Origin of the sequence: Kitasatospora sp. SolWspMP-SS2h, assembly GCF_003259315.1 — a bacterium.
In the GTDB taxonomy this organism is placed as follows: domain Bacteria; phylum Actinomycetota; class Actinomycetes; order Streptomycetales; family Streptomycetaceae; genus Kitasatospora; species Kitasatospora fiedleri.
Genome location: NZ_QLLT01000029.1, coordinates 25,096 through 37,962 on the forward strand (window position 1 = coordinate 25,096; position 12,867 = coordinate 37,962).

At 77.4% G+C, this 12,867-nt stretch carries 8 protein-coding genes and 1 pseudogene; all 9 read right to left on the bottom strand.

The window, feature by feature from the left end; genetic code table 11:
• Positions 1-31 precede the first annotated feature (31 nt).
• Complete coding sequence (locus K353_RS28285) at positions 32-3,307, bottom strand: BTAD domain-containing putative transcriptional regulator (protein WP_111556348.1); 3,276 nt, start codon at positions 3,305-3,307, stop codon at positions 32-34.
• Positions 3,308-3,427: 120 nt separating this feature from the next.
• Positions 3,428-3,733 (bottom strand): annotated as a pseudogene (locus K353_RS28290) (transposase); the annotation flags it as partial.
• Positions 3,734-3,799: 66 nt separating this feature from the next.
• Entirely contained in the window at positions 3,800-6,262 is a 2,463-nt protein-coding gene (locus tag K353_RS28295; protein WP_111556350.1) for a right-handed parallel beta-helix repeat-containing protein, read from the bottom strand.
• A gap of 213 nt (positions 6,263-6,475) precedes the next feature.
• Positions 6,476-7,378, bottom strand: coding sequence for an MOSC domain-containing protein (locus tag K353_RS28300; RefSeq protein ID WP_111556351.1), 903 nt, complete (start codon positions 7,376-7,378; stop codon positions 6,476-6,478).
• A gap of 177 nt (positions 7,379-7,555) precedes the next feature.
• On the bottom strand, positions 7,556-8,152 hold the full coding sequence (locus K353_RS28305; RefSeq protein WP_111556352.1) for a DUF6643 family protein: 597 nt from the start codon (positions 8,150-8,152) through the stop codon (positions 7,556-7,558).
• A gap of 326 nt (positions 8,153-8,478) precedes the next feature.
• Positions 8,479-8,931 (bottom strand): large conductance mechanosensitive channel protein MscL, encoded by a 453-nt coding sequence (gene mscL / locus K353_RS28310; RefSeq protein WP_111556353.1) that lies wholly within the window; start codon positions 8,929-8,931, stop codon positions 8,479-8,481.
• 167 nt (positions 8,932-9,098) lie between these two features.
• Positions 9,099-10,301 (bottom strand): DegT/DnrJ/EryC1/StrS aminotransferase family protein, encoded by a 1,203-nt coding sequence (locus K353_RS28315; RefSeq protein ID WP_111556354.1) that lies wholly within the window; start codon positions 10,299-10,301, stop codon positions 9,099-9,101.
• Positions 10,298-11,833: a hypothetical protein gene (locus K353_RS28320; RefSeq protein ID WP_111556355.1), complete on the bottom strand. Its 1,536-nt coding sequence runs from the start codon at positions 11,831-11,833 to the stop codon at positions 10,298-10,300. Before K353_RS28320 ends, K353_RS28315 begins: the two co-directional genes overlap by 4 nt.
• Complete coding sequence (locus K353_RS36980) at positions 11,833-12,867, bottom strand: GNAT family N-acetyltransferase (RefSeq protein ID WP_111556356.1); 1,035 nt, start codon at positions 12,865-12,867, stop codon at positions 11,833-11,835. The genes K353_RS28320 and K353_RS36980 overlap by 1 nt, the downstream gene beginning before the upstream one ends.

A 12,867-nucleotide genomic window follows, 5' to 3' on the forward strand; every position in this document is an offset into this window, starting at 1 on the left:
CCGGAGCGCGTGCCCGGCCGGGGGGCGGGGCCTAGCCGCGCAGCTCCGGGGGCTGGTGGCGGCCGTGGGCGTACGCGGCGGCGAAGGCGTCGGGGCCGAGGGCGCGGGTGGCGGCTTCGGTGGCGCGGACGGCGTCGGGGCTGCGGGTGGGGCGGTAGCCGTGCAGGGTGTGGGCGGCGCCCAGGAGTTCGGCGGCGTGCCGGTGCGCGCCGCGGGCGGCGGCGAGTGCGGCCAGGCCCTCGGCGAGGACGGCCCGGGTGCGGCGGTGCTGGTCCTGGCCGAGGGCGGCCAGGGCTTCGGCGTGCCGGCGGGCGGCCTCGGCCGGGTCGTGCTGCTGTTCGGCGAGGCAGCCGAGCCGGCTGTGCACCAGGGCCGCCGCCCGGCGCAGTTCGGCGCGGCCGGTCCGGGCGTCGAGCGACTCCAGGGCGTGCAGCAGCGGTGCGCGGGCCGCGGCCAGGTCGCCGGAGCGGCGGGCGAGGTCGCTGAGGGCGAGCAGTCCGGCGGCGGCGTTCGCGTGCTCGCCGAGGCGTTCGGCGAGGCCGACGGCCCGTTCGAGGTCCTGCCGCCCGCGCACCGGGTCGCCCGCCTCGGCCCGGGCCCGGCCCAACTGGACCAGCACCGGGGCGCAGTGGTCCGCTCCGGCCGCCGCGCCCGTCCGGTACGCCTCCTCGCCGAGCCGGACGGCCGTCGGGCCGTCGCCGCGGATCAGGGCCAGTTCGAGCAGCCCGCCGATCGCCGCGTTGCGGCCCCACCGGTCGCCGATCCGCTCGAACTCCCTTTCGGCGCGCTCCAGGTGTTCGGCGGCGGGCTCCAACCGGCCCTCGTCCAGGGCGAGGTGGCCGAGCCCCAGCCGGGCCGCCGCCCGGACCCACGGGTCGGCGTGGCCGAGCAGTTCGCGCAGGCCGCGCAGGCCGGCCGGCCGGTCGTCCAGCAGCAGCGCGCAGCCGGGCCGGAGCAGGTGCAGCACCGGGTGGGCCGGCCGGTCCGGGAGGGTCGCCAGGACCGTCGCCACGGCCTGCCGGACCACCGCCGGACCGGGCTCCTCCGGGCCGCCCACGGTGCCCACCAGGACGGCGACGGCGGTGCACAGCGCGTGGGCGTCGGCCAGGCCCGGCGGGACCCGCCCGCCGACCAGTTCACGGACGGCGAGCGCCCAACCGCCGGCCTCGCCCGCGCGGTCGCCGGTGATCCAGAACCAGACCAGCGCGCCCGCCAGCCGCAGCGCGCCCGCCGCGTCGCCGGCCGCGACCAGGTGGCCGAGCGCGGCGTTCAGGTCGTCCCGCTCCGCGTCCAGCCGCGCCGACCAGCGCACCTGCCCCGGGCCGCGCAGCTCCGGCTCGGCCCGCTCGGCCAGCGCCAGGAAGCAGGCGGCGTGCGCGTCCGCCGTGCGGGCCGCCGCGCCGGACTCCGCCGACTTCTCGGCGGCGTACGCCCGGACGGTCTCCAGCAGCTGGTAGCGGACCTCGCCGCCCGCGCCGTCCTCCACCGCCCGCACCAGCGACTTGTCGATCAGCGCGGCGATCACCCCGACCACGTCCGCCCCCGGCGCCAGCGGCCCGCAGACCCGCTCGGCATGGACCGGCGTCGCCCCGCCCGCGAACACCGACAGCCCCGCCAGCACCACGCGTTCGGCGTCCGCCAGCAGCTCCCAGCTCCAGTCGACCACCGCCCGCAGCGTCCGGTGCCGGGGCAGCGCCGCCCGGTCGCCGCCGGCCAGCAGCCGGAAGCGGTCGTCGAGCCGGTCCGCGATCTGCCGCAGCGTCAGCGACCTGGTCCGGGCCGCCGCCAGCTCGATCGCCAGCGGGATGCCGTCCAGCGCCCGGCAGATGTCCACCACCAGCGGCGCGCGGTCCGCGTCGACCCGGAAGCCCGGCCGGACCGCGGCCGCCCGGTCCGCGAACAGCCGCACGGCGGGGGAGCCGAGCACCGCGTCCGGGCCGTCCGCGGCCCCCGGGGTGAGCGGTGGCAGCGGCAGCGAGGGCACCGGGCACAGCGACTCGCCGGTCAGCCCGAGCGGCTCCCGGCTGGTGGCCAGCACCCGGACGTGCGGGGCCCGGGACAGCAGCCCGGCCGCCAACTCGGCCGCCCCGTCCAGCAGGTGCTCGCAGTTGTCCAGCACCAGCAGCAGCCGGCGGTGCTCCAGCGCCTCCGCCAGCCGCTCGACCGGCGGCGCCAGCACGCCCAGCGGCTCGCCCACCCGCAGCGCGTCCGGGACGCCGACCGCCAGCAGCGCGGCCTGCGCCACCTCGGCGGACGAACCCACCGGTGCCAGCGGCACCAGCCACACCCCGTCCGGGTACCGGTCCGCCAGCTCCGCCGCGACCTCCACCGCCAGCCGGGTCTTGCCCGCCCCGCCGGGCCCGGTCAGCGTCACCAGCCTCGCCGAGCCGAGCAGGTCGCGCACCGCCGCCCGCTCCTGCTCGCGGCCGACGAAACTGGTCAGCGCCAGCGGCAGGTTGGAGCGGCGCGGCCCCGGCCCGGCGGCGGGCGCGGGCGCGGCGGTGGGCACGGGCACGGGCACGGGCACGGGCATGGCGGTGGGCATGGGCGCGGGCACGGCGGTGGGCACGGGCACGGGCGCGGGCGCGGGAACGGCGACGGGCTCGCCGCGCAGCAGCGCGAGGTGGAGCGCGGCCAGTTCGGCGGACGGGTCCACGCCGAGCTGCTCGGCCAGCTCGCGCCTGGTCCGCTCGTACCGCTCCAGCGCGGCCGCCCGCCGACCGGAGGCCGCCAGGGCGCGCATCAGCAGGCCGTGCAGCCGCTCCCGGAGCGGGTGCGCGGCGGCCAGCCCCTCCAACTCGGCCACCAGGCCCCGGTGCAGGCCGAGCGCCAACTCGGCCTCCACCCGGTCCTCGACGGCCGCCAGCCGCAGCTCCTCCCAGCGCCGCGCCGCGCCGTCCGCGAACTCCGCACCGGCGAACTCGGCCAGTGCCGGACCGCGCCACAGCCCCAGCGCCCGCCGCAGCACCACCAGCCGCTCCGCCGGGGCGGCCGGCGCGCGGGCCACCGCCAGCAGCCGCTCGAACTCCACCGCGTCGACCTCGCCCGGCCCCGCCCCCAGCCGGTAGCCGCCCGCCACCGCCACCACCACGTCCCGCCCGCCCAGGGCCCGCAGCCGCGACACCAGCGTCTGCAACGCGTTGCCCGGCGCGGCGGGCGGCGCCCCGCCCCAGAGGTCCTCCACCAGCCGTTCGGACGGCACGGCCCGGCCCGCGTCCACCACCAGCCGCACCAGCAGCCCCCGCAGCCGCGCCCCCGCGACCTCCGACCCCCGGACCTCCAACGGGCCCAGCACACCGATCCGCACCCGGGACCACCCCCGCCGGCCAGTGTGCCAGCCCCCGCCCGCGACCGTTCACCGGGGCGCGGGGCGCGAGATGCGGGGCGCGGGGCGGGTCGCCGCCGGGGCCCGCGCTCAGCGGCCGACGCGGGACCAGTCCAGGTCGCCCGCGCGGTCCAACTCGCTCAGCAGCACGCCCTGGAGGCGGTCCCAGACGCCGGTGTCCTGCCACTCGCGCAGCCGGCGCCAGCAGGTCATCCCGGAGCCGAAGCCCAGCTCCTGCGGCAGCCACTCCCACTGGATGCCGGTGTGCAGCACGAACAGGATGCCCTGGAGGCACCCCCGGTCGCCCAGCGACGGCCGTCCCGCCCCCGTCCGCCGCCGCACCGGCAGCAGCGGCTCCACCTCGTCCCACAGCTCGTCCGGCACCAGCCACGGCGGTCGCTTTCCCACGCCGGGCTCAACGAGCCGGCCGGCGATCGGACATGGGAGGAGGGGAGGAACGGGGCGGTGCGGGGGTCAGCCCGGCAGGTCGGCCGGGACCAGGAGCTGGAGGTCCTCGGTGGTGGGGGAGGGGAGGTGGGCGACCCGGGAGGCGTGGCGCTCGACCATGGTCTCGAAGACCTGGCGGGCGGTGCGGCCGTTGCCGAAGCCGGTGCTGCGGTCGATGGCGGTGAAGTGGCGGAGCAGGGCGGTCTCGGTGGCGTCGGCGAGCCGGTACTCGTGCTCGGCGGCCTGGGCGCGGGCGATGTCGAGGAGCTCGTCGGCGGTGTAGTCGGGGAAGGTGACGGTGCGCGAGAAGCGGGAGGAGAGGCCGGGGTTGGCGGACAGGAAGCGCTCCATCTCCGCGGTGTACCCGGCCACGATCACCACCACCGCGTCGCGGTGGTCCTCCATCAGCTTGACCAGGGTGTCGATCGCCTCCCGGCCGAAGTCCCGGCCGCCGTCCTCCGGGGCCAGCGCGTACGCCTCGTCGACGAACAGGACGCCGCCGCGGGCCCGTTCGAAGGCGGCGGCGGTGCGGATCGCGGTGGAGCCGATGTGCTCGCCGACCAGGTCGAGCCGGGCGACCTCGACCAGGTGGCCGCGCTGCAGGACCCCGAGCGAGGCCAGGATCTCGCCGTAGAGCCGGGCGACGGTGGTCTTGCCGGTGCCGGGGGAGCCGGTGAAGACCAGGTGGCGGCGCGGCGAGGGGGCCTTGAGCCCGGCCCGCTGGCGGGCCCGGCCGACCGAGATCAGGTCGATCAGGGTGCGCACCTCCTGCTTGACCGTGGCGAGGCCGACCAGGGCGTCGAGTTCGGCCAGCGCCACGTCCGCCGGGCGGCAGTCCGGGATCGGCCCGATCACGGCGGTGGCGGCGGCCGTGGCGGAGGTCTGCACCAGGGCGGCCAGCGGCGGGGCGGCCGGCCCGGGCACCGCCCCGACGGGCAGGGCGGGCAGTGCGGACAGTGCGGGCAGGCCGGGTCCGGCGGGCGGGGCGGCCGGGGCCGGGGGCCCGAGCGGCGCCGCGTCGTCCGAGGTGCAGCCCTCGGCGACCGGCCCCGGCTCGGAGAACTCGAACCCGGCCCGGGCGTTGCGCTCGGCCCGGCAGCGGATCAGCCGGGTCCGGCAGCCGTCGATCACGTGGAAGCCGAAGCCGCCCTGCGAGACCCGTACGGTGTCGAACTCGCCCCGGCCCTGCGCCGACACGTACACCCCGGCCTCGCTCGCGCCGCGCACGGTGCACTCGCGCAGCACCGGGTCGGCGCCCTTGGTGACGATCACGCCGGTCGCGACGTCCGCGATCTCGCAGTCGGTCAGCAGGCCGCCGGAGCCGTGGTCGCGGAACCACAGGCCGGTGCCCGCGCCCTGGATGCGGCAGCCCGACAGGTGCGCGACGGCACCGCCGCTGACCGAGACGGCGGAGGAGCGGATTCCGCTGAACGAGCAGTCCCGGGCGGTCGCGGACGAGCCCTGGTCGAGCACGAACAGGGCGTCCGGCAGGTCGTCCAGGGCGCAGTCGGCGAGCTCCACGGCCGCGCCGTCGCTCACCCACAGCGCCGGGTAGTCGCCCTGCGCGGAGTGGAAGCGGCAGCCCTCGGCGACCACGCTGGTGCCGCCGTCCCAGACCGAGAGCGCGCCCCGGCCGAAGCCGTGCACGGTGACCTGCCGCAGTGTCAGCTTCGCGCCGCCGCGCAGGTCCGCCGCGTTCTCCGGCACCTCGTGCACCCGGCAGGAGGAGAGTTCGAGTTCGGCGCCGGTGTCCAGGCTCAGGCCGTTGCCGGAGACCCGGTGCACCGTGCAGTCGGTCAGCCGTCCCACCGCCTGCGCCTCGGCCTGCACGCCCGAGCCGCGCACCTCCGCGATCTCGCAGCCGGTCAGCTCCGCCAGCGTCCCCGGGTCGGCCAGCAGGACGCCCGCCCCGCCGGCCCGCCGGACCTTGACCCGCTCGGCGCGCAGCCGGGAGCCGGCCAGCACCGCCAGGCCGCTCTGCCCGGCCGCGGTGACCTCGCAGTCCACCAGTTCGGCCCGGGACCGGGCGCGCAGCCGCACCCCGAGGCCGGTCGGGTTCTCCACCACGCAGTCCACCAGCCGGGCGTCGGCGCCGTCGTCCAGCTCCACGCCCACCGCGGCGGCGGCCTCCACCCGGCACTCGGCCAGCACCGCGCCGTCCGCGCCCGCCAGCAGCACCGCCGGGGCGGAGCGGTCGGAGCCCTCCACCACCAGGCCGCGGACGGTGGCCGCGGCCGTCACGGTCAGCGCGGTGCCGCCGCGCACCGCGCTCTCCGGCGGGGAGATCCGCACGCTGCCCGGCCCGTCCTCGGCCACCAGCGTCACCGCCCGGTCGACCAGCACCGCCTCGCGGAACGTCCCGGCGCGGAGCGTCAGGGTGTCGCCGGGCTCGGCGGCCTCCAGGGCCTCGCGGAGGGTGGCGTACTCCCCGCTGCGCCGGCGCCAACGCGAGGCGCTGTCCTGCGTGACCCGGACCCTGAGCTCACCCATGACGATCTGTCATCCCCGCCTTCGTCGGTCGCGTCGGTTGCGTCGGGACGCTGCGCGATCACCCCACCGTAGCGCGCGGGGCGTTCCCGGCGGACCGCCGTCCGGGTCCGGCGCCCGGTTCAACGACCGGGGCCGGGGGTGGTTCCGGGTGCACGCGGCTGACGGCGCGGGCGGGCGCCCCCGCGGCGGCGCGTCGCCGCCGGTCAGGGGCGGTCAGCGGCGGTCCGGCAGCGGTGCCGGGGCCTCCTCCAGCACCTCCACCCGGTCGCCGACCGCCAGCGTCCCCAGCACCTCGGCGGGCACGGCCGGGCGGACCGGGACCAGGTTCTGGCCGAACACCAGCTTCTGGCCGAAGCGGTGGTGGCGGCCCAGCGCCCGCAGCGGCTCGGGGCCGCGCCGCTCGCCGGTCTCCTGGTCGGTGGTGGTCACCACGCAGCGCCCGCACGGCTTCACCACCCGGAACTCCAGCCCGCCGACCCGGATCCGCCGCCAGCCGTCCTCGGCCCACGGCGCGGTGCCGGAGACCACCAGGTTGGGGCGGAAGCGCTCCATCGGCAGCGCCGCGCCCTTGCGCGGGTCGTCGGGGTGGTCGGCGGCGATCCGGGCGTTCAGCTCGTCGAGCGAGGCGGTGGTGGTGAGCAGCAGCGGGAAGCCGTCGGCCATCGAGACGGTCTCGTCCGGGCCGGCGTACTCCGGGTTGACCGGGCGGCTGGTGGCCGGGCGGTCCAGGTGGACCAGCCGGACCTCGCCGAGCCTGGCGGGCAGCCGTTCGGCCAGCCAGGCGGAGGTGTCCTTGCCGGCCTCGGCGGCGGAGAAGCGGGTGCCGAAGACGCTGACGTCGGCCTCGGGGGCGCCGGCGGCGAGGCTGGGCGCGGACAGGGTGTGGAGGTCGCCGTCCGGGCCGGTCAGGGTGAGCGACGCGCCGTCGGCGGAGGGGAGGGGGCGGAACTGCCCGATCGCGGGCTCGTCGCGCTGGGTGAGGGCGGTGCCGTCGGCGTCGACCAGCATCCAGCGGCGGTCCCCGGCCAGGCCCCAGGGCTGCACCGCGGCGGACGGCGGGCTGAGCCGGTACATCGACTTGACGGGGTACAGGTGCAGGGCGGCGAGACGGGGCATGGCGCCCATCCTGCCAGGCGGGCGGGGGCCGCGGCAGGCGGGTACGACGGTTCCCCGGGCCCCTGGCGGGGCACGGGGAACCGTGGTGGCGCGGGTCCGCCCCGGTGGGGTGCGCGGGCGGACGGGTGGGGGAGAAAACGCTCCGTTGCGTGGTGACCTCGCCCCCCGGAGGGGTTCTCAGCCGGCCTGCGGGTACTGGCGGTACTGCGGGTACTGCTGCGGGGCGGCCGCCGGGCGCAGGGTGGTGCCGCCGAAGGACTGGTCGCCGAACGACTGCTGCTGCGGGGCGGGCTGGGCGCCGAACTGCTGGGAGTTGAAGGTCGGCGTGAAGCTCTGCGGGGCCGCGGCGAAGCCGCCGGGGGCCTGCGGGGCCGGGTAGCCCTGCCCGGGCTGCGGGTAGGCCGGGGCGGCCGGGCGCTGGCCGAAGCCCTGCGGGGCGCTCGCGTAGCCGGGCTGCGGGGGCTGCGGGGCGTGGGCGTAGCCGGGCTGGGCCGGGATGTACGGCGCCGGGGCCGGGGTGCTGCTCGGGCCGGGGCCGAGGGCGAGACGGGCCGGGGGCAGGGCGGGCAGGTTCGACTGGGAGGAGTCGGGACCGGTGCCGAAACCGCTGCCGTAGGCGGAGGACCAGGACGCGGCCGGGAGGGCCGGGGGCACGTTGATGGGTGCGATCTGCGGGATGCCGCGCTCTGCGACCAGGCTGTCGTAGATGGGCGTGCCGGAGGAGAAGGACGGAGGGGGGTAGCCGACTCCGTCGTAGGAGCGGGGCGAGGTCATGGGGCATACCGTAAGCCCACAACGTGCCTGCTGAGGAGAGCGGAACGGCCTGGAGTTCAACTGTTTACAGACTCTTCGCTCGTCCGAATCGGGCAATGTCGTACAGAGTCGGGCGAATGGGTGTCCGGTTTCGGTCATCCCGGGTCCACCGGCCGTGCACCCCGCGCTCATCCGGGCCCGTCCGGGGGTGGACAAAAGCCACCGATCCGGTCAGCCGAAAGGCTGCGCCAAGGTTCCGTTAAGGCGCGGGGCCCGGACCGCCGTCGGGAAGCGGTCCGGCCCGGACGGCGGGAGCCGTCCGGGCCGGGGGTCGTGCGGAAGGGCGCTCAGCGGGCGGTCGCGCGCGCGACGGCCTGGGCGGGGAAGCCCGGCCGGCCGGCCAACTCGGTGGTGCAGTGGGCGCACCGGGTCGCGGCGGCCGGGACGGTGCTGAGGCACTCGGGGCAGTCGGCCTTGGCCACCGGGACGTCCTTGACCGGGTAGAAGCGGTTCTGCAGCCTGCCGACGGGCACCACCACGGCGAAGTAGATCACCGCGGCGACCAGCACGAAGCTGATCAGCGCCTGGAGGAACGCGCCGTACGGGAAGGTGACGCCGGCGACGTCGAACGCCTCCTTGCCGAAGTCGCCGACCGCGCCGGAGGCGAGGCCGATCAGCGGGGTCAGGAAGGCTGCGACGAAACCGGTGACGACGGCGGTGAAGGCGGCACCGATGACGATGCCGACCGCGAGGTCGACCACGTTGCCGCGCAGCAGGAAGCTGCGGAATCCCTTGAACATGGCGGCCATCCTGGCGCGTCAACCTCCCCCCGGTCCAACCGAGTTCACCTGATCCGACCAATGCCCGAACCGCCTTGCGAGAGTCGATCTGACGGGCCCGGCGGCCGGGTCCGGCGGACCGCCCCGGCCGCGCGCCCGGACCGCCCCGGCCGCGCGCCCGGACCGGCTCAGCCGCGCGCCGCGCCCGCCGCCAGCTCGGCCGCGAAGGGCTGGACGCGCACCACCGCGTCGGCGACCCGGCGGACCGTCGCGGCGTCCATGTGCGACCACAGCGGGACGGTCAGCACCGAGGCGGCCAGCCGGTCGGTGCGGGGCAGGCCGTCCGCCTGGCCGAGGTGGGCGTACGCGCGCTGCCGGTGCACCGGCGGGAAGAAGTAGCGGCGGGTGTCGATGCCCTCGGCCCGCAGCGCGTCGGCGAGCCCGCGGTTGTCGAGGCCGAAGGCGTCCGGGTCCAGGATCAGCGTGAGGTCCTTGAAGGTGGAGGTGTCGCCCTCCTCCGGCAGGGCCAGCCGCAGGCCGGGCAGGCCCGCGGTGGCGCGGGCGAACTCGGCGACCAGCGCGCCCCGGTGGGCGACCCGCTCGGGCAGGCCGGCCAGCCAGGTCAGGCCGACCGCGGCGTGCAGCTCGCTCATCCGGGCGTTCAGGCCGGGGAACAGGGTGTCGTAGTCGCCGGGGTTGCCGTAGTCGCGGGCGGTGCGCAGGGTCCGGGCGAGCGCGGCGTCCCGGGTGGCGACCAGGCCGCCCTCGCCGGCCACCGCGACCTTAGTCGGGCTCATCGAGAACACCTCGGCCAGGCCGAAGCCGCCCACCGGCACGCCGCGCCGCTTCGAGCCCAGGCCGTGCGCGGCGTCGTACACCAGCGGCAGCCCGGTCGCGTCGGCGACCCGCTGCAACTCCTCGGTCTGGCACGGCGTCCCGTACACGTGGGTGGCCATCAGCGCGGCGGGCGCGTCGGCGGCCTTCAGCCGGGCCTCGGCGTCGGCCGGGTCGAGGGTGATGTCCTCCTCCCGGGCCTCGGCGAACAGCGGGGTGCCGCCGGCCCAGTGCGCGGCGTGCGCGGTCGCCGAGAAGGTGAAGCCCGGCATCAGCACCGGCCGCCGCCCGTCCACCCCCGCGGCCTGGAGCACCAGCATCAGGCCGGCCGTGCAGTTGGAGACCGCCACCACGTGCGGCACCTGCATCAACTCGGCGGCCCGCTCCTCCAGTTCGCGCACCAGCGGGCCGTTGGTGAGCATCCCGGAGTCGAGCACCCCGGCGAGCCGCCCGAGCAGCGCCTCCCGGTCGGGCACCCGGACCCGGGTCAGCGGCAGGCCGTCGGGGAAGGCGGGCGCGCCGCCGAGGGCGGCGGGTCGGTTCCGGTCGGTCGTCATGAGGTCGAGCCCCCCTGGGTTCGGGACGGATCCGGCGCGCCGACGGCGGCCGGGGGTTCGGGGCCCGGGCGGGCGGCGCCCCACTGGCCGGGCTGGGCGCGCCAGAGCGGCGGCCGGCGGCGGCGCACCGGCCCGGCGGCGGCCGGCCGGGGGATCGCCAGCAGCACCAGGACCAGCGGCAGCACCTGCACCCGCTCGCGGGACAGGATGCCCATGTTGTTGATGGTCGAGAACGCCCAGCAGAACAGCAGCGCGTACACCACGGTGAAGGCCACGTAGGAGCGCTGGACGAACAGCCGCGGGATGCGGGCCAGTTGCGGCCAGGCCCGGATGAACATCACCAGCAGCGCGAAGCACTCCACCGACTGGATCAGGTTCTGCACGTTCGACGCCTCGAACGGGAACGGCCGGAACAGCACGCTGACCACCGACATCGGCAGCTTGAGCGGGTTGAGGCTGAACGCGGGCGCCGGCTCGTCCGCGGTGGCCGCGTTGATCACCGAGTCGCCCTGCGAGGTGCGCCGCGAGGTCTCCGACAGCACCTGGTTGACGGCGTCCCCGCCGGTGCCGTTGGTGCCGAAGAAGGTCGACACCTGCTGGAGCATCAGCATCACGCCCACCGCCAGCACCGCCGCCGTCAGCACCGTCCGCAGCGGCCCCAGCGCCGACACCTGCCGCGGCCGCCTGCGCAGCAGGTACGCCACGCTCAGGCCGGCCCCCGCCAGCACCGTCACGTGCGGGCGCACCATCGCGGTGCCCAGCGAGCCCAGCGCGATGCAGGCGAACGCCCCGAACCGCCGGTCCAGCAGCCGGGCCACCCCGTACGTGGTCAGGCCCAGGCAGAACATCATCCAGGCGTCCTTGCCGATGCTGGACGGCCAGAACAGCAGCGAGGGCAGGAAGAACACCAGCTTCGCGTAGCGCCGGGAGTCGGCCTCCGGGAAGGCGATCTGGAGCGCCCGCCAGAAGAACAGCAGCCCCCAGAAGCCGATCCAGGAGAACACCAGGAAGCCGCCGACCAGGGTCGGCCCGGTGACCGCGTAGACCACGCCGGTCACGATGATCACGAAGCCGGTGCCCGCGACCTTCATCCCCAGGTCGTAGTGCAGCCCGGCGGAGAGGTCGGCGGTGGTCAGGTACCGGGCCAGCTCGGAGCCCTTCTGGTCGTACATCTTGGCGTCCGCCGCGCCGCCGTACAGCACGAACGCCATCAGGTAGCGCGGGAAGGCGCAGGCCAGCTTCGCCGCCATCGCCACCATCAGCAGCTTGAACACCCCGCGCTCCGGGTTGCCCGCCGCCACCCGGGCCAGCACCGGCGTGCCGATCGCCATCAGCGCGGGCGCCACCAGCAGCGCCCCCCAGGTGTCGTACGTGGTGTGCACCATCGCCAGCACGAAGACCGTGACGTAGCCGAGCACCACCGCCCAGGCCAGCGCCGCCGGCCGGCCGCGCCGCAGCACCGCGCCCAGCCGGGCCGGCGGGCGGCGGCGCGGACGCCGGTGGGCGGGGGCGGCGGCGGACGGGGCCGCCATCAGAAGACCTCCAGGTCGCCGAGGCTGAACCGCCAGTCGGCCAGCGTGCGTCCGGCCGGCAGCGGGCCGGACGGGGTGCGGGCGGCCAGCACCATGCCGGTGCGCGGCGCCCGCACGCAGCCCGCCCGCAGCCCGGCCGCGGCGGCCTCGGTGCCGGGGGACAGGTGCGTCGCCGCGTGGTCGCAGCCCGCGCTGGCCGCCGCGCGCAGCAGCCGCCCGGCGGCGTCCCGGTCGCCCGGCCGGACGATCAGCTCGGACAGCGTGAACTCGGCCAGCGGGCCGCGCCGCCGGGGCCGCCCGAACGCCACCCCGACCAGCTCGCCGCCCCGCTCCACGGTCGCCACCCGGTAGTCCAGGCCCGGCGCCGCCCCGTACCGCCAGGCCAGGTAGCCGGCGGTGCGGACGGTGTGCAGCCGCGGATCGGCCGCGTCCGCCCGGGCCCGCTCGGCCAGCAGCTCCGCCAGCCGGGCGTCCGGGGCGGCCAGCCACCCGGCGGCGGACGGCAGTTCGCAGCGCGGCGGCCCCGCCGGGCCGGGGCGGCGGGCCAGCGCCGACCGGGCGCCCCGGGCGAACGCCACCGGCCGGGCCACCCGCAGCGCCACCGGCACCCGGCCCAGCTCCCGCCAGCCCATCCGCAGGTAGCCCGGCAGGCTGTCGCCGTTCGGCGTGTTGAACACCAGCTCGGCCTCGCCGGAGACCTCCGCCAGCAGCTCGGTGGTCAGCCGGCGGAAGATCCCGCGCCCCCGGAAGTCCGGGTGGGTCGCGGTGTCCACCGGGCGCACCGCCCGCACCGTCCGCCCGTCGCCGCCGCGCCACTCCCAGCGCAGGAACAGCCGCACCCCCGCGATCCGCCCGTCCGCCGCGACCGCGACCAGGCCCGGGCTTGCCCCGAACGGGCCGTCCCGGTGCTTCCAGTCGAAGAACTCCGCGCTGCGCCGCCCGGTCGGGCCGCCCGCCAACGAAGCCGTCAACAGCTCCAGCACCGCCGGCACGTCCCCCGGCTCCAGCCGGCGGTACGTCAGTCCACCACCCAC

Excerpts from the sequence above, each read along its gene's own strand:
- K353_RS28295 (WP_111556350.1), bottom strand. The coding sequence starts at position 6,262 with ATGGGTGAGCTCAGGGTCCGGGTCACGCAGGACAGCGCCTCGCGTTGG.
- K353_RS28305 (WP_111556352.1), bottom strand. The coding sequence starts at position 8,152 with ATGACCTCGCCCCGCTCCTACGACGGAGTCGGCTACCCCCCTCCGTCC.
- K353_RS28315 (WP_111556354.1), bottom strand. The coding sequence starts at position 10,301 with ATGACGACCGACCGGAACCGACCCGCCGCCCTCGGCGGCGCGCCCGCC.
- K353_RS28300 (WP_111556351.1), bottom strand. The coding sequence starts at position 7,378 with ATGCCCCGTCTCGCCGCCCTGCACCTGTACCCCGTCAAGTCGATGTAC.
- mscL (WP_111556353.1), bottom strand. The coding sequence starts at position 8,931 with ATGTTCAAGGGATTCCGCAGCTTCCTGCTGCGCGGCAACGTGGTCGAC.
- K353_RS28320 (WP_111556355.1), bottom strand. The coding sequence starts at position 11,833 with ATGGCGGCCCCGTCCGCCGCCGCCCCCGCCCACCGGCGTCCGCGCCGC.